This window comes from Arthrobacter humicola, from assembly GCF_039531445.1.
Taxonomy (GTDB): Bacteria; Actinomycetota; Actinomycetes; order Actinomycetales; family Micrococcaceae; genus Arthrobacter; species Arthrobacter humicola.
Genome location: NZ_BAAAQB010000009.1, coordinates 53,994 through 75,317, shown reverse-complemented (window position 1 = coordinate 75,317; position 21,324 = coordinate 53,994). Strand labels below are relative to the sequence as shown.

General features: G+C 67.2%; 18 protein-coding genes. 11 read left to right on the top strand and 7 right to left on the bottom strand.

Annotated elements, in window-relative coordinates; genetic code table 11:
- From ABD243_RS03790 to ABD243_RS03765, 6 genes are all read left to right on the top strand, one after another.
- The coding region (locus ABD243_RS03790; RefSeq protein WP_344362253.1) for a hypothetical protein at positions 1–578 on the top strand (578 nt) is incomplete at its 5' end.
- A 158-nt stretch (positions 579–736) separates the two neighbouring features.
- Positions 737–1,123 (top strand): glycine cleavage system protein GcvH, encoded by a 387-nt coding sequence (gene gcvH / locus ABD243_RS03785; protein ID WP_344362250.1) that lies wholly within the window; start codon positions 737–739, stop codon positions 1,121–1,123.
- A gap of 158 nt (positions 1,124–1,281) precedes the next feature.
- Positions 1,282–1,758 (top strand): FHA domain-containing protein, encoded by a 477-nt coding sequence (locus ABD243_RS03780; RefSeq protein WP_091255088.1) that lies wholly within the window; start codon positions 1,282–1,284, stop codon positions 1,756–1,758.
- Positions 1,759–1,775: 17 nt separating this feature from the next.
- Entirely contained in the window at positions 1,776–2,498 is a 723-nt protein-coding gene (ftsR, locus tag ABD243_RS03775; RefSeq protein WP_026266235.1) for a transcriptional regulator FtsR, read from the top strand.
- Positions 2,498–3,001 (top strand): bifunctional nuclease family protein, encoded by a 504-nt coding sequence (locus ABD243_RS03770; protein WP_091255089.1) that lies wholly within the window; start codon positions 2,498–2,500, stop codon positions 2,999–3,001. The genes ftsR and ABD243_RS03770 overlap by 1 nt, the downstream gene beginning before the upstream one ends.
- Positions 3,002–3,352: 351 nt before the next feature.
- The gene (locus tag ABD243_RS03765; RefSeq protein ID WP_018772320.1) at positions 3,353–3,949 is read left to right on the top strand and encodes a MerR family transcriptional regulator; all 597 of its coding nucleotides are present in this window, start codon (positions 3,353–3,355) and stop codon (positions 3,947–3,949) included.
- A 98-nt stretch (positions 3,950–4,047) separates the two neighbouring features.
- On the opposite strand, the gene ABD243_RS03760 is transcribed toward ABD243_RS03765, so the two are convergent.
- Entirely contained in the window at positions 4,048–4,926 is an 879-nt protein-coding gene (locus ABD243_RS03760) for a ParA family protein (RefSeq protein WP_344362242.1), read from the bottom strand.
- 320 nt (positions 4,927–5,246) lie between these two features.
- Here ABD243_RS03760 and ABD243_RS03755 point away from each other — a divergent pair, with 320 nt between their 5' ends.
- Entirely contained in the window at positions 5,247–8,642 is a 3,396-nt protein-coding gene (locus ABD243_RS03755) for a pyruvate carboxylase (protein WP_344362240.1), read from the top strand.
- Positions 8,643–8,710: 68 nt separating this feature from the next.
- Here the strand turns inward: ABD243_RS03755 and ABD243_RS03750 are convergent, their stop codons facing one another.
- On the bottom strand, positions 8,711–10,531 hold the full coding sequence (locus tag ABD243_RS03750) for an AMP-dependent synthetase/ligase (protein WP_344362238.1): 1,821 nt from the start codon (positions 10,529–10,531) through the stop codon (positions 8,711–8,713).
- Positions 10,532–10,741: 210 nt separating this feature from the next.
- On the opposite strand from ABD243_RS03750, the gene ABD243_RS03745 reads away from it, so the two are divergent.
- A complete protein-coding gene (locus tag ABD243_RS03745; protein WP_344362235.1) occupies positions 10,742–11,833 on the top strand; it encodes an ROK family glucokinase in 1,092 nt (363 codons plus the stop codon).
- Between the two features lie 66 nt (positions 11,834–11,899).
- On the opposite strand, the gene ABD243_RS03740 is transcribed toward ABD243_RS03745, so the two are convergent.
- From ABD243_RS03740 to ABD243_RS03730, 3 genes are read right to left on the bottom strand one after another with little or no spacing between them, the layout of a single operon-like run.
- A complete protein-coding gene (locus tag ABD243_RS03740; protein ID WP_344362232.1) occupies positions 11,900–12,673 on the bottom strand; it encodes a hypothetical protein in 774 nt (257 codons plus the stop codon).
- Complete coding sequence (locus ABD243_RS03735) at positions 12,666–13,469, bottom strand: alpha/beta hydrolase (RefSeq protein ID WP_344362230.1); 804 nt, start codon at positions 13,467–13,469, stop codon at positions 12,666–12,668. The genes ABD243_RS03740 and ABD243_RS03735 overlap by 8 nt, the downstream gene beginning before the upstream one ends.
- The gene (locus ABD243_RS03730; protein WP_344362228.1) at positions 13,466–14,266 is read right to left on the bottom strand and encodes an alpha/beta hydrolase; all 801 of its coding nucleotides are present in this window, start codon (positions 14,264–14,266) and stop codon (positions 13,466–13,468) included. Before ABD243_RS03730 ends, ABD243_RS03735 begins: the two co-directional genes overlap by 4 nt.
- Before the next feature lie 113 nt (positions 14,267–14,379).
- On the opposite strand from ABD243_RS03730, the gene ABD243_RS03725 reads away from it, so the two are divergent.
- Together ABD243_RS03725 and ABD243_RS03720 are read left to right on the top strand one after the other, a co-directional pair.
- Positions 14,380–15,198 carry a lysophospholipid acyltransferase family protein gene (locus ABD243_RS03725; RefSeq protein ID WP_344362226.1) on the top strand — a complete coding sequence of 273 codons (819 nt, stop codon included), beginning with the start codon at positions 14,380–14,382 and terminating at the stop codon, positions 15,196–15,198.
- An 84-nt stretch (positions 15,199–15,282) separates the two neighbouring features.
- The gene (locus tag ABD243_RS03720; RefSeq protein WP_344362334.1) at positions 15,283–16,677 is read left to right on the top strand and encodes a class II 3-deoxy-7-phosphoheptulonate synthase; all 1,395 of its coding nucleotides are present in this window, start codon (positions 15,283–15,285) and stop codon (positions 16,675–16,677) included.
- Between the two features lie 126 nt (positions 16,678–16,803).
- On the opposite strand, the gene ABD243_RS03715 is transcribed toward ABD243_RS03720, so the two are convergent.
- Positions 16,804–18,972 (bottom strand): Stk1 family PASTA domain-containing Ser/Thr kinase, encoded by a 2,169-nt coding sequence (locus ABD243_RS03715; protein WP_344362223.1) that lies wholly within the window; start codon positions 18,970–18,972, stop codon positions 16,804–16,806.
- 106 nt (positions 18,973–19,078) lie between these two features.
- Positions 19,079–20,482 (bottom strand): LysM peptidoglycan-binding domain-containing protein, encoded by a 1,404-nt coding sequence (locus ABD243_RS03710; RefSeq protein WP_344362221.1) that lies wholly within the window; start codon positions 20,480–20,482, stop codon positions 19,079–19,081.
- Positions 20,483–20,893: 411 nt separating this feature from the next.
- Here ABD243_RS03710 and ABD243_RS03705 point away from each other — a divergent pair, with 411 nt between their 5' ends.
- Positions 20,894–21,247, top strand: coding sequence for an Rv2175c family DNA-binding protein (locus ABD243_RS03705; RefSeq protein WP_091255100.1), 354 nt, complete (start codon positions 20,894–20,896; stop codon positions 21,245–21,247).
- Positions 21,248–21,324 lie beyond the last annotated feature (77 nt).

The following is a 21,324-nucleotide window of genomic DNA, read 5'->3' as shown; positions in this document are numbered from 1 at the left end:
TGACCCAGGCGAAGTCCCTGGGCTTCGTGACCGCGTACGCGTCCGGTGCGGCCCGGCCCAATGCGTCCAACCTGAACTTTTCCGCCGGTCAGACGGTCCCGAACCTGGTCACGGTCCCGGTCGGGTCCGACGGCAAGGTGACGCTGTTCAACAGTTCCTCGGGCACGTCCCAGCTGATCGCCGACGTCGCCGGCTACTACCTGCCCGGCACACCGACCGCGACCGGCGCCTTCAAAGCGGCCGGCCCCACCCGGATCCTGGACACCCGGAACACCGCACCCGTCGCAGCCAATACAGCGGTATCCGTCCAGGTCGCAGGCGCCAACGGCGTCACCACCGGTGCCCTGGCAGCAGTGTTCAACCTCACCGTCACCTCGCCCACGTCCTTCGGCTTCATCACCGCCTACCCGAACGGCTCCGGGCTGCCCAACGCGTCCAACCTGAACTTCTCCGCCGGACAGACGGTACCGAACCTGGTCTCGGTGGCGCTCGGCCCGGACGGCAAAGTGTCACTGTTCAACCGGTCCTCCGGATCCGCCCAGCTCATCGCCGACCTCGCGGGGTACTTCCTCCCCTAGAAGCGCGTACAAACAGTTGCCCCGCCGTTCCCGGACATGACTGGTAACGGCGGGGTTTTCTGTTGCCCGGACACTTCCGGATCGGCCTATACTTTCAGCGGCGGATAGAACAAACTGCTGCCGCCGCCACAGGTGATTGACCCGACGAAAGGCCCGTCATGAGCATCATTCCCGAAGAACTGTCCTACACCGCAGAACACGAATGGGTTTCGGCCCCCAACGCCGACGGGGTTGTGCGCGTGGGCATCACCGATTTTGCCCAGGACGCCCTCGGGGATGTCGTGTACGCCCAGATGCCCGAAGTCGGGACAACCATCAAGGCCAACGACGTCGTCGGCGAGGTCGAATCCACCAAGAGCGTCAGTGACATCTACGCCCCGGTGACGGGTGAGGTCGTGGCCCGGAACGAGTCCCTGGACACCGATTCCGCCCTCATCAACTCCGATCCCTACGGAGAGGGCTGGCTGATCGAAATCAAGCTCGCGGAGGCCGACGCGATTGAGTCGCTGCTCAGTGCATCCGAGTATGAACAGCAGGTAGGCTAAAGACATAGGTCGTTCGGGCCGGGTCGCGGGGGAGTGTTGTTGGGATGACAAGACACAGCCCCGCCCCGCCGAAAGGCTGATTACCGGGACTGCGAGGCTTTCCCGGACGGCATGCGTTGTTTGCAGGGGGGACACCTGCAACGAATGAGGAGGACTCAATGTTTGGGCACGAACGGAACGACACCGGTGACGGTTACGGCACGGGTGGAGTGAAAGCTTCGGAGACCACGTCGATCAACCTCACTCCAGTGCGCGACGAACCCACCTTCACCCCGAAGCTCTCCGCAGAGGAGCGGGCCGCGGTCGAAGCCCTGCCCTTCGGATCGGCCCTGCTCGTGGCCCACAGCGGCCCCAACGCCGGAGCGCGCTTCCTGCTGGACTCCGACGTCACGACGGCGGGCCGCCACCCGGACGCCGACATCTTCCTCGACGACGTCACCGTGTCCCGCAGGCACGTTGAGTTCCGCCGCACGGCGCGCAGCTTTGAGGTAGTGGACACCGGTAGCCTCAACGGCACCTACGTGAACCACGACCGCGTCGACGCCGTGGAACTGAAGTCCGGCAACGAGGTCCAGATCGGAAAGTTCCGCCTCACCTTCTATCTGAGCCCTGCCCGCGCAGCAGGCAACGTCTGATTCCGGGGTAGCTGCCTGTGGCCACGGCACATGCGGATCGGCGCGGACCCCAGGTTCTGAACATCGGGGAAGTCCTGGCTCAGCTGAGCGACGACTTCCCCAGCATGACGGCGTCAAAAATCCGGTTCCTTGAGGAAAAGGGGCTCATCAACCCGCAGCGGACGCCTGCCGGCTACCGGCAGTACTCCGAGAACGACGTCGAACGGCTGCGTTTCGTCCTGTCGCTTCAGCGCGACCAGTACCTGCCGCTGAAGGTCATCAAGGACTACCTGGACGCGATCGACCGCGGCGAACGGCCGGAGAACCTGCCGGCCGGCGTCACGCTCTCCCCGCGGATCGTCTCCGAAGAACTCGCCAGCGAGCTCCAGAGCCGTGCCCGCAGGCTCAGCGAGGAACAGCTCCGGGCCGAATCCGGGGCGAGCGTCCCGCTCCTGGAATCGCTCCTGAGCTACGGGCTGATCGGGCACGTCAACGGCAAGTTCGACGAGCACGCCCTGCAAGTGGCGCGGGCCTGCGTCCAGCTGGAAAGCCACGGCCTGGAGCCCCGGCACCTCCGCCCCTTCCAGGCGGCCGCCGACCGTGAATTCGGGCTGGTGGAACGCGCAGTGGCCACCCTGACCTCGCGCAAAGACGCAGCCTCCCACGCCCGGGCCGCCGAGGCAGCCCGGGAAATCAGCGACCTCTGCCTGTCACTGCACCAGGCGCTGGTCCACGACCGCATCTCAAGGATGGACATCTGATGATTGAGGTGGAGATTGTCGGCGTGCGGATTGAGCTGCCGTCCAACCAGCCGCTTGTCCTGCTCAAGGAAATCCATGGTGAGCGCCACGTGCCGATCTGGATCGGGACCCCGGAAGCCAGTGCCATCGCCCTGGCCCAGCAGGGGGTTGTCCCGCCCCGGCCGATGACCCACGACCTCCTGGTGGACGTCGTCGAAGCCTTGGGACACACCATCGTCAGCGTCAACATCGTGGCGGTGGAAGACAACATCTTCTACGGGCAGCTGCAGTTCGAGAACGGAACCACCGTGAGCTCCCGCGCTTCGGATGCGTTGGCCCTGGCCCTGCGCGCCAAGTGCCGGATCTGGTGCGCCGACGCCGTCATGGACGAGGCCGGCGTCCGGATCACCGAACACGACGAGGGCGAGGACACGCATCCCGGTCCCGCCGTGGATGAGGAAGGGGAACTGCGGCGCTTCCGCGAATTCCTCGACGACGTCGAACCCGAAGACTTCGGCGGCTGAACGCCCGCCGCAGCAGGGGCCAGTGAGGCGGCTGAGACTGCTGACACGCCTGTGACGGATGGGGTTTTTGAGACGTCTGGGGCCGATGGAAAGACGCTAAAGGTTAAAGCCGAGAATGAAACTTTCGACACGCCCGCGGAATACCCCTAACGTCTTTGACCTTGGGCCCTGGCAGGCCTAACGTCGGAGGTACAAGTTCCCATTGCATACGGTAGCCGCGCAAGTCACACTGGAAAGTGCAGCCCCGGCTGAATTACACGGATGGAATCATCATCCTGTGTCATGCAGCTATTCACATACATTGCTGCCGATGCAACTTACTCAGGGGAACTCACGACAAGGAGGGTCCACGTGAGTCCGAAAGGCGAAGCAGGCGAGCTCAAACAGGCCGCGACGGCTGGCGTTGCTGTGCCCGCCAGCGGTGCCCAAGGCCTGCTGTTCACCGAGGATCTTCCCGTTCTGGACGAAGACGCGGGCTACCGCGGCCCCACCGCCTGCAAGGCGGCCGGCATCACCTACCGCCAGCTCGACTACTGGGCACGCACGGGACTTGTTGAGCCCGCCGTCCGCGGCGCGGCCGGCTCCGGTTCGCAGCGACTCTACGGCTTCCGCGACATTCTGGTCCTCAAGGTCGTCAAGCGGCTTCTGGACACCGGCGTCTCACTGCAACAGATCCGCACCGCCGTCGAGCACCTCCGTGAACGCGGTGTCGAGGACCTTGCACAAATCACGCTCATGAGCGACGGCGCAAGTGTCTACGAGTGCACCTCGGCCGACGAAGTGATTGATCTTGTCCAGGGCGGCCAGGGGGTGTTCGGCATCGCCGTCGGCCGTGTTTGGCGCGAGGTTGAAGGCAGCCTCGCTGCCCTTCCCAGCGAACACGCCGCGGACCAATCCTTTCCCGACGACGAACTGAGCAAGCGCCGCGCGGCGCGTAAGATCGGCTAGCGAACTCTTACAGAACAGTCTGAGGCCGCCTTCCCTTGTGGGAGGCGGCCTCAGTTCTGTCTGCTGTGGTTCTTTGTTCGGGAGCGTCGTCGCCGTGTTCAGCGCTGGCTGCGGTCGCGGACGGAGCCCGCGGTGGCCAGGCCATTGGGGTGCAGGAGGTTCTGCAACAGGGTATCGAACAGTCCCGCCGCGTTCTTGGCCGAGTCCCCGGGCCAGTGGTGGATCGAGTGGGCGGCGCCCTGGATCTGCTGCCAGTTGGCCTGCTCCGGGATGTGCGGAGTCAGCAGCAGCTCGCCGAACATGGACTCCATCTCCGATAGCCGGAAGGCGTGCTCGGCCGAGCCGCTGCGCACCCGGTTGGCCACGATGCCGGCGGGGGACAGCTTGGGAGCGAATTCCTGCCGGAACAGTTGGATGGCGCGCATGGTGCGCTCCGTGCCGGCCACAGAAAAGAGCCCGGGTTCGGCCACCAGGGTCACCTTGTCGCTCGCTGACCACGCCATCCGGGTGAGGCCGTTCAGCGACGGCGGGCAGTCCACCAGGATGAGCTCATAGTTCTCGGCGCCGGCCAGAACAGCGGAGAGCCTGCGGAGGTCGCGGCGGCCGAGGTCGGGCCGGTCGTATATACCGGTGTAGGCCGAGCCCACGGCGACATCCAGAACGGAGGGTGAGGAGGCGGACCGTGCAGCGCCGGCCTGCAGGGCGCCGGTGGAACTGCCGTTGATTCTGGCATGTTCCACCCAGCCGCTGGGAACCACGTTGTCCGCCAGGCGCGCGCGCCGCGGAGAGCGCAGCATCCTGCCGATATCGAGCTGATCATCCGGGCTGACGCCCAAGGCCGTGCTGGCGTCAGCGTGCGGGTCAAGGTCGACGACGAGGGTCGGGATGCCTGCGGCCAATGCCGCCGACGCCAGTCCGGTGGTCACGGATGTCTTGCCGACACCGCCTTTGAGGCTGCTGATGCTCACTACTTGCACTTGAAAAACCAATACCTAACGCCGGTTGCCGAGACGGGGTGGTGCCGGCTCCCGCGTTCTCCGGAGCCGGGGCGTGCATGCGCCACGCACCCACTCATCATATGTTGATGCTCCGACGAAACCCGTTTCATCCGGCGACGAGGACGCAGAACCCCGCAAACCGGCCGGGCCGGAGGCAAGCGAAAAGCCGTAGGCCCTGCCCAACGCCGCGTCCGTGACGGATAATGCTGTGACGGTGGCCACAATGATTTGTGTTTGCCCGCACGGGTCTTAGACACTGTGAGCACTTACCGATACGCCCGCGATGAAGCAGGAGAAGTATGTTTTCTAAGATTCTGGTGGCCAACCGCGGGGAAATCGCGATTCGCGCTTTCCGCGCGGGCTACGAGCTGGGTGCCAAGACTGTCGCCGTGTTTCCCAACGAGGACCGTAACTCGATTCACCGCCAGAAGGCCGACGAGGCGTATCTGATCGGCGAGGAGGGGCACCCGGTCCGGGCGTACCTTGACGTTGACGAGGTGGTGCGCGTAGCCAAGGAGTCCGGTGCGGACGCCATTTACCCCGGCTACGGCTTCCTCTCCGAGAACCCGCGCCTGGCCCGGGCCGCCAAGGAGGCCGGCATCACGTTCGTCGGGCCGCCGGCGGAAGTCCTGGAACTTGCAGGCAACAAGGTGGCCGCCCTCGAGGCCGCCCGCAAGGCCGGTGTCCCCGTGCTCAAGTCGAGCCAGCCCTCGAAAGACCTGGACGAACTGATCGCCGCCGCGGATGAAATCGGCTTCCCGATCTTCGCCAAGGCCGTCGCCGGCGGTGGCGGGCGCGGCATGCGCCGCGTCGACACCCGCGACGCTCTCCCGGAGGCCCTGCAGGCCGCCATGCGCGAAGCCGATGCCGCGTTCGGCGACCCCACCATGTTTCTCGAGCAGGCCGTCCTGCGCCCCCGCCACATCGAGGTCCAGATCCTGGCCGATGCCGAGGGCAACATCATGCACCTCTTCGAGCGCGACTGTTCCATCCAGCGCCGCCACCAGAAGGTGGTTGAGATCGCGCCGGCCCCGAACCTCGACGAAGGGATCCGGCAGGCGCTGTACCGCGACGCCGTGAAGTTCGCGAAGGCACTGAACTACGTCAACGCCGGCACGGTCGAATTCCTCGTCGACACCGTCGGGGAGCGCGCCGGCCAGCACGTGTTCATCGAAATGAACCCGCGCATCCAGGTCGAGCACACGGTCACGGAGGAGGTCACCGACGTCGACCTCGTTCAGGCACAACTGCGCATCGCCGCCGGCGAGACCCTCGCGGACCTGGGCCTCTCACAGGACACCGTCCAGCTCAAGGGCGCGGCGCTGCAGTGCCGCATCACCACCGAGGACCCGGCCAACGGTTTCCGGCCCGACGTCGGCAAGATCACCGGCTACCGTTCTGCCGGCGGTGCCGGTGTCCGGCTCGACGGCGGCACCGTCTACTCGGGCGCCGAGATCAGCCCGCACTTCGACTCCATGCTGGTCAAGCTGACCTGCCGTGGCCGCGACTACCCTGCCGCCGTCGCCCGCGCCCGCCGCGCCCTTGCCGAATTCCGCATCCGCGGCGTGTCCACCAACATCTCCTTCCTGCAGGCCGTCCTGGACGATCCCGACTTCGTCGCCGGGGATGTGGCCACCTCGTTCATCGACGAAAGGCCCCAGCTGCTGAAGGCGCGGGTCTCCGCAGACCGCGGCACCAAGCTGCTGACCTGGCTCGCGGACGTCACGGTCAACAAGCCCAACGGCGAACTGACGGTCCACACGAATCCGGCCGACAAGCTTCCGGCCCTCAGTGACGCCGCAGCCCGGCCGGGGTCTCGCCAGCGGCTCCTGGAGCTGGGCCCGGAAGGCTTCGCCAGGTCCCTGCGCGCCCAGGACGCCGTTGCCGTCACGGACACCACCTTCCGCGACGCGCACCAGTCCCTGCTCGCCACCCGGGTGCGCACCCGCGACCTCGTCGCGGCCGGACCGGCCGTGTCCAAACTGCTCCCGGAGCTGTTGTCGGTCGAGGCCTGGGGCGGTGCGACCTACGACGTCGCCCTGCGCTTCCTCGGCGAAGACCCGTGGGACCGGCTCGCCGCCCTGCGCAAGGCACTGCCGAACCTCTGCCTGCAGATGCTGCTCCGCGGTCGCAACACCGTGGGCTACACGCCCTACCCGGAGGAGGTCACGGTGGCGTTCGTCAACGAGGCCGCCGCCACGGGCATCGACATCTTCCGGATCTTCGACGCCCTCAACGACGTCAACCAGATGGCCCCGGCAATCCGCGCTGTCCGCGAGACCGGCACCGCCGTCGCCGAGGTCGCCCTCTGCTACACCGCGGACATGCTGGACCCGGAGGAGACCCTCTACACCCTGGACTACTACCTGGAGCTGGCGCAGAAAATCGTCGACGCCGGGGCACACATCCTCGCGATCAAGGACATGGCCGGGCTTCTTCGCCCTGCCGCCGCGGCGCGCCTTGTGACGGCCTTGCGGGAACGGTTCGACCTCCCGGTCCACCTGCACACCCACGACACCGCAGGCGGCCAGCTGGCCACGCTGCTCGCGGCCGTGGACGCCGGCGTCGACGCCGTGGACGTGGCATCGGCCTCGCTTGCCGGCACCACCAGCCAGCCCTCGGCCTCCGCCCTCGTCGCCGCACTGGCCCACACGCCGCGCGACACCGGCCTGAGCCTGGCGAACGTGTGCGCCCTGGAGCCGTACTGGGAAGCCGTCCGCCGGGTCTACGCACCGTTCGAATCCGGCCTGCCTGGCCCCACCGGCCGGGTCTACCAGCACGAGATCCCCGGCGGGCAGTTGTCCAACCTGCGCCAGCAGGCGATGGCACTGGGCCTTGGCGAGCGTTTCGAGGCGATCGAGGACATGTACACCGCGGCGGACCGCATCCTGGGCCGCCTGGTCAAGGTGACGCCGTCCTCCAAGGTGGTGGGCGACCTCGCCCTACACCTCGTGGGCCTCAACGCCGATCCCGCGGACTTCAACGAGAACCCGCAGAAGTACGATGTCCCGGATTCCGTGATCGGCTTCCTCTCCGGCGAACTCGGCGACCCGCCCGGCGGCTGGCCGGAGCCCTTCCGCACGAAGGCCCTGCAGGGCCGCACCGTGAAGGTCCGCGACGTCGAGCTCAGCGCCGAGGATAGCGCTGCGCTGCAGGGCGACTCCAAGACCCGACAGCGCACGCTCAACCGCCTGCTCTTCGCCGGTCCCACCAAGGACTACCTGAAGAGTGTTGAGTCCTACGGCAACCTTTCGGTGCTGGATACCCGCGACTACCTCTTCGGGCTGCAGCGCGGTGCGGAACACGAAATCGAGCTCGAGAAGGGCGTCCGGCTGATCGCCTCCCTTGAGGCCGTCTCCGAGCCCGACGAAAAGGGCATGCGCACCGTCATGTGCACGCTCAACGGCCAGTCCCGGCCCGTCGTGGTCCGCGACCGTTCCGTGGTGAGCAACGTCAAGGCCGCCGAACGCGCCGACACCACGCAGCCTGGCCAGGTGGCTGCGCCGTTCGCCGGCGCCGTCACGCTGACCGTCAAGGCCGGCGACACTGTCAAAGCCGGCGACACCGTTGCCACCATCGAGGCCATGAAGATGGAAGCCTCCATCACGACGCCGGTGGGCGGCACCGTCTCGCGCCTCGCCGTCGGCGCGGTGGAGCAGGTCCAGGGCGGGGACCTGCTGCTCGTCGTCGAATAGCGGTAACAACGAAGGGTCCTTCCGGCAGGAGCTGGAAGGACCCTTCGTTTTTGTGGCGCGGGAGCTGCCTAGGCGAGGGTGGGGCGCTTGGCGTTGTACATTTCCTCGATCACGGTCTCGAAGTCCTTGAGCACCTGAGCCCGCTTGACCTTCATGGAGGGGGTCAGATGGCCGGAGGCTTCGGTGAAGTCGGCCGGCACGATCCGGAAGGACTTGATCGCCTCGGCCTGGGACACCGACTGGTTGGCGTGGTTGATGAGTTCCTGGACCGCGGCCTTGACGGCCGGGTTCTCGGCCGCGTCAGCGAGCGAGGTCGACGCCGGGAGTCCGTGGCGCCCCAGCCAGCCGGGGAGGGCTTCCTCATCGAGCGTGACCAAGGCGCCGATGAACGGGCGGTTGTCGCCCACCACAAGCACCTGGGAGACCAGGGCGTCTGCCCGGATCTGGTCCTCCAGCAGGGCCGGGACCACGTTCTTGCCGCCGGCCGTGACGATGATTTCCTTCTTGCGCCCCGTGATGGTCAGGAATCCCTGCTCATCCAACTGGCCGATGTCCCCGGTGCGGAACCAGCCGTCGTGGAAAGCGTCGGCGGACAGGTCATCGCGCTTGTAGTAGCCGCGCATGACGCACACGCCCTTGGCGAGGATCTCGCCGTCGTCCGCGATCCTGACGGCGTTCCCCGGAATAGGAGCACCCACGGTGCCGATCTTGATCAGGTCCGGGGTGTTCACGGTGACCGGCGCGGTGGTTTCGGTCAGCCCGTAGCCTTCCAGGATCTGCAGGCCGATGCCCTGGAAGAAGTGGCCCAGGCGTTCGCCGAGCGGGCCGCCGCCGGACACCGCATGCGAGACCTGGCCGCCCATGGCGTTCCGGAGCTTGGCATACACGAGCTTGTCGAACAAGGAGTGCTTGAGCTTCAGGGCAAGGCCCACCTTGCCGGCCTGCCGGGCCCGGGAGTATTCGATCGCGGTGTCCGCGGCGCGGTGGAAGATGGCGCCCTTGCCGCCGTCCTCGGCCTTGGTCAGGGCTGAGTTGTAGACCTTTTCGAAGACGCGCGGGACGGCGAGGATGAAGGTCGGCTTGTAGCTCTGCAGGTCCGGCAGCAGGTTCTTGATGTCCGGTGTGTGCGCCACCGTGACGCCCGCGGCAACCGCGAGCACGGAGATGAAGCGGGCGAAGACGTGGGCCAGTGGCAGGAACATGATGGTCCTGGCCTGCTCGTGGACGATCGTGCCCAGCGACGTGGCCAGGGCGTTCTCGGACAGTTCCACGAAGTTGCCGTGGGTCAGCTCGCAGCCTTTGGGCCGGCCCGTGGTGCCGGAGGTGTAGATGATCGTGGCGACGTCGTTCAGGGACGCCTGGCGGCGCCGCTCCTCGAGCTCGGCGTCGCTGATCCCGGTACCGGCGGCACGGACTTCGTCCAGGCCGTCGCCCTCGAGCTGCCAGACGTGCTGCAGGGCGGCAAGGCCTTCGGAGGTGGCCGCCTGCCGGATGATGTCTTCGTGGTGCGCGGATTCGCCGAAAGCGGCCACGGCACCGGAGTCGCCGAGGTTCCAGGCCACCTGTGAGGGGGAAGAGGTCTCGTAGATCGGGACGGAGACGGCGCCGGCGAACCAGATGGCGAAGTCGATCAGGGCCCATTCGTAGCGGGTGCGGGACATGATGCCCACCCGGTCGCCGGCAGCCACGCCGCTGGCCATGAGGCCCTTGGCGAGGGCTGAGACGTCGGCCAGGAAATCCGTGGCGCGGACATCCTGCCACTGGCCCGCTGCGTCGAGCCGCGAGAACAGCGCAGGGTTCGAGGCCTTGGCCGCCTGGCGTACCACGAGTTCGGTGACGTTGGTGTCCGGATCGACGTTCACCAGGGGCGGGACAATGATTTCTCGCACGACAGCTCCTTTGGTATCCATAGGCCCGCAACGGGTAGGCCTAAGCCTAGTATGCGGTCCCGCGAAGGTGTGTTCTGCGACACCTACTGGCGAGTAACTTTACGGTCAGGCCCGTCATTCCGCCAGTCAGGAGCGTCGGGGAGACCGGAGCCGGGGTGGGGCGCCCGGCCTCCGAGGCTGCGCCGGCGCCGGCGAATAGAATGGGGAATCATGCAGACACCAACACCCGGCCGGCAGCCCGGCCTGCGCCGCCGGACCGCCTCCTGGCGCAGCAAGGCCCTGGCCGGAGCGGCGGCCACTGCGGCCACCCACGACTTCCGTTCGCAGCTGCGGCTGGGCCGCAAGGGCCTGGCAATCGGCGTCGACATCGGAGGCACCAAGGTTGCTGCCGGCGTCGTCGATGCCGAGGGCCGGATCCTCAGCCAGGCGAAACGCTCCACCCCGGGCAACGACCCGCGCGCGGTGGAACAGGTCATTGTCGAACTTGTCGAAGAACTCGGCGCCGGGCACCGGATCTGGTCGGTCGGAATCGGCGCCGCCGGCTGGATGGACCTCGACGGCGCGACGGTTCTCTTCAGTCCGCACCTGGCCTGGCGCAACGAACCACTGCGAGACAACCTGCAGCGGCTGCTGCGGCGTCCCGTCCTGCTGACCAACGACGCCGACGCCGCCGCCTGGGCGGAATGGCGCTTCGGCGCCGGTCAGGGGCAGAACCGGCTGGTCTGCATCACCCTGGGCACCGGGATCGGCGGTGCCATGGTGATGGACGGGCGGCTCGAACGCGGCCGGTTCGGTGTGGCGGGGGAGTTCGGCCACCAGATCATCATGCCGGGCGGCCACCGCTGCGAGTGCGGCAACCGGGGCTGCTGGGAGCAATACGCCTCAGGCAATGCGCTGGGCCGCGAGGCACGGGAGCTGGCCGCCGCGAATTCACCGGTTGCCCAGGAGTTGCTCAAGGCCGTGGACGGGGACGTCTCACGCATCACGGGCGCGATCGTCACGGAGCTGGCCAAGGCCGGCGATCCGACGTCGCGCGAACTCATCGAGGACGTCGGGGAGTGGCTGGGCCTGGGCCTGGCAAACCTTGCCGCGGCCCTGGATCCCGGAAAATTCGTGATCGGCGGCGGACTGTGCGACGCCGGTGAGCTCCTCGTCGGCCCAGCCCGGAAGGCCTTCGCACGGAACCTCACGGGCCGCGGTTTCCGACCCGCCGCGGAGATCGACCTCGCGGCCCTCGGACCCAACGCCGGCCTCATCGGCGCCGCGGACCTCTCCAGGGTCAGCAGCCGGATGCACACCTAACGCAGTGAAGGCGCCGGCAGTGAAAGCCTCGGCAGTGAAGGCACCGGCGATAACTGACCGCGCAGGCTAGACGCGCGCCCCGTCGTCGTGTTCGTCCTTTTCGCCCGGCAGCTTCATGATCAGGAACACCACCGAGGCCGCGAATGCGACCACCATGCCAAGGATCGCCAGCATCGGGGCCGAACGCCAGAACATCGCCGAGAGCACGAGCGCAATCGGGCCGCCCACGGCGCCAAGCCACGCCAGGACCGTCATCGGATCAGACCCGGCCAGGCTGGGCGGCTCCTCGGGGACAAACGCGCCGTCGTCGTCCTCGGGCTCATAGTCGCGGGGGCCGGACGCGGCCTCCGGCACCTCGATGCCGCCCGTCGGCTGGCCGGGGGCAGGCGCGAGCCGTTCCGCGGCGGAGAGCTCGATCGGCGCGGTGCCGGCGAGGCCCAGCGGGTCAAAATCACGGAATGTCCTGGCCCCGGTGCCGGGGCTGCCGCCGGTGCCGTCCGTTCCGCCGGAGGACGGTCCGCCGCCGTCATGTGTGTCGCCTCCGAGGCTCTCGGGCGCGCCTTCCCCGACCCCTTCAAGCCGGGCGACGAGGTCCAGCCACACGGCGTCGTCGTCGGCGGACAGTGCGCCTGCGGCGGGGGAGTCCGGCGACTCTGGGGGCTGGGACACATGGGCATCGGACCCGTGCGGCGGCAGGGGACCGGCGGAATGGGCGCCCGCGGGGTCACGTTCGCCCACTGCACCACTTGAACCCGAGGAACCGGTGTCTGCAGGGTCCGGTGCCGGGGTCTCGGGGTCCGGGGTCTCCGGGTCCGGCCCGCTGGGATCCGGTTTAGTCATTGGCCGTGTCCTTCCGGCTGGCGCGGGCGGCGTCCGGACCGGCCGGGGGTGTCACGGACCGGACGAACTCGGCCGTGCCACGGAAGATCTCGGGCGCGTCGTTGTCCATGGTGGCCACGTGGTAGCTGTTTTCCAGCCGGATAACCTCAAGCTGGGCGTTGGTCAGTCCATGGCGCAGGGCTGCCATGCTGGATTCGGACACCACATGGTCCACCGTGGAACGGTAGACCCGGACGGGAGCGGTGATGCGCGGCAGCAGTCGCACGGTGTCCTTGAACATCTTGTTGAGCTCGTGCGCGGCGGCCACCGGCGTCCGCGGGTACGCGCCTTCATCGGTGTCCGGTTTGAGGATGTCGTTGGCGATTGCGGGGGTGCTCTTGAGGACGTATTTCAAGACGCCGGCCAGCGGGGCTCGCGGGTCATCGATGACCAGGCCGGGATTGACTGCTACAACTCCTGCCACGGGGCGTGTGGCGGCAATCCGCAGCGCCAGCGCGCCACCCATGGACAGTCCCGCCACGACCACGACGTCGCATTCCTCCGCCAGCTCAAGGTAGGCGGCGTCCAGTGCCGCGTGCCAGTCCTGCCAGCGGGTCCGGGCCAGCTCCTGCCAGCTCGTTCCGTGCCCCGGCAGCAGCGGCATCCGGACTGCGAATCCGGCACCTGCCAAGGACAGCGCCCACTCCCGCACGCTGTGCGGGCTGCCGGTGAAGCCGTGGGACACCACGACGCCGGTCCGGGGGCCGGCTCCAGTGAACGGGCTGCTGAACGGCGAGTGGTCCGGGAGGATGCTCATGGGGTCTCCGAGGGGGCGGTGGGCGGCGTGGTGGAACGGGCGTGCAGAAGAAAGAATCGGACTGATTCTTCAAAGATTAGCGGCGCATCGGCGTCCAGGGTCGCAACATGCCCGCTGTGCGGGAGGCGGACGACCCTGAGGTCCCGGGACCCCAGGCGCCTGCGCAGCAGTTCCAAGGACGAGGGCGGGACGACGGCGTCGGTGTCGGACTTGAAGACCAAGGTCGGTGCCTGGACGGACGGCAGGTCCCGGAACGTCGCGGAGAAAAGCCGGCGGAGTTGGTGGACCGCCGCCAGCGGCGTCAGGGAGTAGTCGCCGTCGTCGGTGGTGGATGCCGTGGGATTCTCCTCCTGGATCGGCGTCGTGGTCCGCTGGAAGTACTTGAGCAGTCCGACAATCCTGACCCTGCGGTCGTAGAAGCTCAGGCCGGGGTTGACCGCCGCCACACCGGCGACGCTGTGGCGGGCCGCCGTGCGCAGGGCGATGGTGCCGCCCATGGACAGCCCGGCGACGTAGCAGTCACTGGTTCGGGCGGCCAGGTCGAGGTAGGCGGTTTCGAAGCTCGTGTACCAGTCCTGCCAGCCCTTCCGGGCGAGGTCCCGCCAGTGGGTGCCGTGGCCGGGCAGCAGCGGGACCGAGACCGCGAACCCCTGGGCAGCGAGGTGCCGGGCCCAAGGCAAGACGCTGAGGGGGCTTCCGGTGAACCCATGGCAGATAGCCACGCCGATCCGGGCGTTGGGGCCGTGGCCGGGGTAGCTGAAAGCGGCTGGCGCCGTGGACGTGCTGCTTTCGCTCATGAGCCCATCGTGTCACCCTTGGCGACAAAACTCACTAGAGTAAGGTGTCCATTGAAGTCCTGGCCGAACCGGATTCGGGAGGCCCGCCAGACGCCTTCCGGAGAGGTTACCGAGTGTTTTATTGGTTCATGAAGACGTTTGTCCTGGGACCGGTGTTGAAGCTGCTGTTCCGGCCCTGGGTCAAGGGCCTCGACAACGTCCCGGCCGAGGGCGCCGCGATCCTGGCCTCGAACCACCTCTCGTTCTCCGACTCCATCTTCATGCCGGTCATGGTGCCGCGGCCGGTAGTGTTCCTCGCGAAATCCGAATACTTCACCGGCACCGGGATCAAGGGCAGGCTCACCGCGGCCTTCTTCCGGCTCACCAACCAGCTCCCTATGGACCGGTCCGGGGGCGTCGCATCCGCGCAGTCCCTGGATGCCGGCATGGACGTGCTCAAGAACGGCTCGCTCCTGGGCATCTATCCCGAGGGGACGCGGAGCCCCGACGCGCGGTTGTACCGCGGCAAAGTGGGCGTTGCCCGCCTCGCGCTGCAAGCCCGGGTCCCGGTAATTCCGGTGGCGATGATCGGAACAGACAAAGTCCAGCCGATCGGCAAGCGCGTGCCCAACATCCGCCGTATCGGCATGATCTTCGGCGAACCGCTCGACTTCAGCCGCTACTACGGGATGGAAGATGACCGGCTGATCCAGCGCTCGGTGACCGACGAGATCATGTATGAACTCATGCGGCTGTCCGGCCAGGAATACGTGGACGAGTACGCCGCCGTCGTGAAACTCCGTATGGCGGGCAAAGCGCACGACGTGGTCCCGGACCCAGCGCCAGGCAAGGGCCAGGCGGCAGCCTCAGATTCAGTGCAGGAATCATCCCCTGACGACGTCGAGCCGACGGTGGCAGGCGAGGACGGTCCGGAGGTTCCCGGGGGTTCCTGAATCCCCTCCGGTTGCCATATGACGGAAACCGGGCTGTCAATGACAGGCGGGACCGCCGAACAGCCACGGGACAACTATCCTTAGATAGTGACCGAGCTATCTGAGAAACCAGTTTCCCCGCTGACCAGCACCGCCCAGAGCGGAGCCGCCAACTATCCCGGACTGGACAACTGGCGGGAACTCCCGGCCTCGCAGCAGCCCACGTGGTCGGACCCGGCTGTCTTCGAAGCGTCCGTCAAGGAACTTTCCGTCCTCCCGCCCCTCGTGTTCGCGGGCGAAGTGGACATCCTTCGCGAACGCCTCGCTGCCGCCGCGCAGGGCAAGGCGTTCCTGCTCCAGGGCGGCGACTGCGCCGAGACCTTCGAAGCGGCGACGGCGGACAAGATCAGTGCCCGCGTCCGGACCATCCTCCAGATGGCCGTTGTCCTCACGTACGGTGCGGCCATGCCGGTCATCAAGATGGGCCGCATGGCGGGCCAGTTCGCCAAGCCCCGCTCCTCCAACGACGAAACACGCGACGGCGTCACCCTGCCGGCCTACCGTGGCGACATCGTCAACGGCTACGACTTCACCCCTGAGTCCCGCGCGCATGATGCCAGCCGGATGCTCAAGGCCTACCACACCTCCGCCTCCACCCTGAATCTGATCCGTGCGTTCACGCAAGGCGGCTTCGCGGACCTGCGCCTGGTGCACCAGTGGAACAAGGGCTTCACCGAAAATCCGGCGCACGCCCGTTACGAGTCGCTGGCCCGGGACATCGACCGTGCCATCAAGTTCATGGCCTCCTGCGGCGCCGACTTCGAGGCACTCAAGCGCGTGGAGTTCTACGCGAGCCACGAGGCCCTCCTGCTGGACTACGAGCGCGCCCTGACCCGCATCGATTCGCGTACCGGGCTGCCCTACGACACCTCGGCGCACTTCCTGTGGATCGGGGAGCGCACCCGCGAATTGGACCACGCGCACGTCGACTTCCTCTCCCGCGTCCGCAACCCCATCGGCGTGAAGCTCGGCCCGTCGACCACCGGCGACGATGCCCTGCGCCTGATCGACAAGCTGGACCCGGAGCGGGAGCCCGGCCGGCTCACCTTCATCACCCGCATGGGCGCCGGCAACATCCGCGAGAAACTGCCGCCGATCGTCGAGCGCGTCACCGCGTCCGGCGCACAGGTCCTGTGGGTCACCGACCCCATGCACGGCAACACGGTCACCTCGCCCAACGGCTACAAGACCCGCAATTTCGACGACGTCATCGACGAAGTCCGCGGATTCTTCGAGGTCCACCACGCGCTCGGCACCGTTCCCGGCGGCCTGCACGTGGAGATGACGGGCGACGACGTCGCCGAATGCCTTGGCGGGGCCGACCCGATCGACCAGGAAGCCTTCCTGGACCGCTACGAATCGGTCTGCGATCCGCGCCTGAACCACATGCAGTCGCTCGAAATGGCGTTCCTCGTGGCCGGTGCGCTCTCCAAGCGCTGACCCGCTGCACTGTCTGAAGTCCTGACAAAGAACTAAAGTCCTGACACAAAAGCTCCGCCCGGCTGGTCCAGCCGGGCGGAGCTTTTGTGTGTGTGGGGGCTGCTCCGAGGGGGCTGCCGAATCGGGTCAGACCACGGTGAGCGTGATGACCGAGCCTTCGGGGACGGCTGTGTTCACCGGATCCTGGGCGCGGACGGTTCCGAAGAATCCGCCCAGGATGTTGTCGATCTGGACTTTGAAGCCGAGGTCCTCTAGGGCTTTCTGGGCGTCCGAGGCCTGCTTCCCGATGAAGCTCGGTACCTGGACGAGCTTCGGTCCCTTGGAAATCGTCAGCGTCACGGATCCGCCCTTGGTCAGGTTGCCGGAGGCAGGGTCCTGGGCCAACACCGCCCCCTTCGGGACGGTCCGGTCATTGACCGGATCCGGGGCCACGACGGCCTTCAGCCCGGCGGCTTCGAGGGCCTTCACAGCGGCACCCTGCTCCTGGCCGCGGACATCCGGAACCGGAATGGGCTGCGGTCCCTTGGAGACCGTCAGGCCCACGGGAGTCCCGTGCCTGACGGGATTGCCGCTGCGCGGCGCCTGGGCCAGGACAGTCCCGGCCGGCGCCGTCTCATCGAACGTCTCGGTGATCGGACCCAAGGCCATTTCGGCGCCGTTGAGGGCGGTCTTGGCGTCGTCCAGGGTCTTCCCCGTGAGGTCCGGCAGCGGGAACAGCTCCGGGCCCTTGGACACGGCAAGGGACACTGGCTGGAATTTCCGGATGACCTCGCCTGCCTTGGGCTCGGAGCCGACCACCAGGCCCGGCGAGACGTTGTCATCGAACACGTCCTTGACGGTGGATTGGAACCCGGCCGTGCGGAGCAGGTCCTGGGCCTCCGCCACAGTCTTGTTGGCCACCGGGGGAATCGTTCCGGGCGAGCCGGGGCCCATGCCGAAGAACCAGCCGGCGACGGCGGCGAGGAGCGCCGCGACCACAAGGAGGACAATCCAGACCAGCCCGCGGCGTCGTCGGTTTCCCTCATGCAGGGTCTTGGTGGGCGTGGCCGCGGCGCGCTGGCGCGCCCTTTCCTCGTCCCGGTCCAGTTTGCGCTGGGCGCGCTTGCTGGTGGCGGTGCCGACGTCGCCGGGTTCGCCGTACCCTGCGGCGCCCTGATAAGCCCCGTCTTCCGGAGTGGACGAGTCTTCCGGGGTGGACAACGGCCCGTAGGCGGGACGCCTCGGTCCGTTCGTCATCACGGTGGTCGGGTTGCCGCCGCGGGAGATCATCTCCGTGGGCTGCTGGAGGCCGCCGTACACCTCGGTGGGCATGTCGTTGGGGGGCCTCACGTAGGCAGTGTCCTGCACGGCCGACGCCGGTACGGTACCGGCTGGCGGGCGGCTCGGCGGGGCGGCGACGGCCGGCAGCGGGCGGTGGACGGCCGCCGGCGGTTGGAGGTCGAGTTCGGCGTCGCTGAGGTTGGTCCTAATGTGCCGGAGTTCGGACAACAGCGCGTTCCCGTCGACGGGGCGCTTGTCCGGGTCCCGGTCCGTGCACCACTGGACGAGTTCGTCGATCTCTGCGGCCAGCCCCGGCACCTGAATGGACGGTGCCTCCACAGTGGAATTGACGTGCTGGTAGGCGACCTGGATGGGCACCTCGCCGTCGAACGGCTGCCGGCCGGTGACCATTTCGTAGAGCATGATCCCGACGGAGTAGATATCGCTGCGGGCGTCCGCCTGTTTGCCCAGCACGAGCTCGGGGGAGAGGTAGGCGACAGTCCCGATCAAGGCGCCGGTGCTGGTGGACGTCGAAATGGCGCGTGCCAGGCCGAAGTCGCCGAGCTTGATCCGCCCGTCGTCGGCGATCAGGACGTTTTCCGGCTTGATGTCGCGGTGGATCATGCCGGCGGCGTGCGCGGCGCCCAGCCCCTCGACCACAGGGTCGATCAGCGCCAGGGCCAGCCGCGGTGAGAGGGCGCCCTTCTCGTTCAGGACGTCCCGCAGGGTGTGGCCCTTGATGTACTCCATGACGAGGTAGGCAAGGGGGCCGTCTTCGCCCTGGTCCAGGACGCCCACCACATGGGGATGGGAGAGCCGGGCTGCGGCTTTGGCTTCGCGTCCCAGCCGGTCCAGGAACTGCGGATCGTCGGCCAGGTGGGGATGGAGCACCTTCAGGGCGACATCGCGCTCGAGGCGCTGGTCCGTGGCGAGGTACACGGTGGACATCCCGCCGCGGGCAAGCTTGGATTGAACCCGGTAGCGGTTGTCCACCAGGTTCCCGACGAGAGCGTCCGACACGTATTCCTGCACCATACAATCCTAGTCGGTGGACAGAAACGGGCCCGGACCAACATGCGATCCGGGCCCGTAGCGAAGAGGTCCGCCGTGCGGGAGCCTGTATTTAGCGAAACCCTGTTACTTAGCTGAACAGCGTCCGGTTGGCGTTGATGGCGGCGACATAGGCCTTGGTGTCCTCGTACATGCCGTTCTGGCTGACCGAGTACTGGCCCTGGTAGTAACCGGCGATCGCATTGTCCAGATCAGAGCTGGTGCGCACCAGCTGACGGATGATCGCAACGCCTGCCGTGGCGTTGTCGTACGGATCCAGCAGGTTCAGCTTGCGGCCCACCAGCTCCGAGGCCCACTCGCCCGAGGACGGGATGACCTGCATGGTGCCGATCGCGTTGGCCGGGGACACTGCGCGCTGGTTGAAGCCTGATTCCTGGTACGCAAAGGCGAGGGCCAGGCTGGCATCGACGCCCATGCGCCGTGCCGTGTCCGCCACGATCGACTTCATCTGTTCGCGGGTGGGGACGGGGGAAGCGTTGAGCAGCGCCTTGTTCTGGTTGGCCGAGCTGACCACCGCAGCCGGGTAGGTGAACCCGAGGAACGTGCTGGGCACGAGCGGCGTCGTTGCGGCAGGCTGGGTCGCGGCAGGCGTCGTCGAGGCCGGGGAGAGGGTGGACGCGCCCGGGATGACAAGCTTCTGGCCCGGGTAGATAATGCTCGACATCGTCAGCCGGTTGGCGGACAGGACGTCGGAGAGCCGGACGCCGTTGCGAGCCGCGATGCCGGAGAGGGTGTCGCCGGACTTGATGGTGTAGGAACCGGAGCTGGCCGGCGCCGTTGCGGGCTTCGACGGGGCTGCCGGGGCCGGTGCCGCGGGAGCGGACGGCGCCTGCGTGCTGGAACCGCCGCTAACCTTGACCTTCTGGCCGGGATAGATGACGGAGCCCATGCCGAGCCCGTTCCACTTGAAGACCTCGGACAGCCCAACGCCGTGGCGGGCGGCGATGGCGCTCAGGGTGTCGCCGGACTTCACGACGTAGACGCTGGCCTGGGCCGACGTCACTGAGGCGGAAGCGGCCGGCTTTGAAGCGGTCGGTGTGGCTGCCGTGGACCCCGTGAGCTTGATCTTCTGCCCGGGGTAAATGATGGTGTTGGCCTGCAGATTGTTCAGCTTGAGCACGGCGTAGGTGTCCAGGCCGTAGCGGCCGGCAACGGCGCTGATGGTGTCGCCGCGGGCGATCGTGTACTGGGCGGGAACCGCCGACTGCGCCGGCCGCAGGGCGCTGGGCAGCGTGACCGGCACGGAAGCGGCGGGAATCACTGCCGCCTTGAGGGACGTGGCCACCTCAGCTTTCGCCTGTGCACGCATGGCGGCCGCGAGGGTTGCCGGGACCGCACGCGCACGGGGTTCGGCAGCCGCAGGCTGGGCGATCGCCAGGGAGGAAAGCACGACGGCGGGAAGCGCCGCCGTCGTCGCCGCGATCAGCGGCAGGCTGGGCCTCGGGTGGTGCTGTGGCGCACGTGAGGTTGTCATTGGAAAGATCCTCTTCTCAGCGGCAACGCTGCGGTCAGGCCGGTACAACTGGTGTTACCAGTGTGACAAAAGTTATTTCTGTTACAAATGTGATCTATGTGAATGTCTCATGAATTGGCAATTAGCACAAGAACTGTTTGATATTCCGCAAAGCGATTTTCGCCGTGTCGGCACGTCGGCCTCCGCACGCAGTTGCGTCGGAGACCCAGGGGAGCCCCTTGTCAGTCCCTTATACGGATCCTGTTGGTGCTGCGGGAGCGCCCAGGCAGTCCGGCGGAGTTCCGGAGAGTCCCGGCGGGCCTTCGGGTGGAGCGGAGCAGCATTCCCGGCGTGGCCGGTGGGCTATGACGGGCTGGCATTTACCCGGACCCCGACTAGGCGGCGGGCCCCCCGCCGTGGCAATCTTTATCCGTGAGTAATGTAGAAAGCCTCGTGGGCGAATGGCTGCCCCTGCCCGATGTCGCACAGCTTCTGAACGTGTCTATTACCAAGGTCCATGCACTTCTGGACGAGCGTGCGCTGGCGGCCGTGAGAATCGGCGACCGGCGCATCCGGTCCGTACCGGCGGCTTTCATCCAGGACGGCCACGCAGTGGAGAGCCTGAAGGGCACCATTGTTGTCCTCTCGGACGCCGGATACTCGGACGAGGAACTGATCAGCTGGCTCTTCACTCCGGACGAATCCCTGCGGGGCCGGCCGATCGATGCCCTCCGTGAAGGCCGCAAGACAGAAATCCGCCGCCGGGCACAGTCCCTGGCCTGGTAGGAGCATCCTGGCAGTCATGAACTGATCGCACCGGCAGCCTCAACGAGGTCGGGTCGTCTTCATCACTGCCAGTCCTG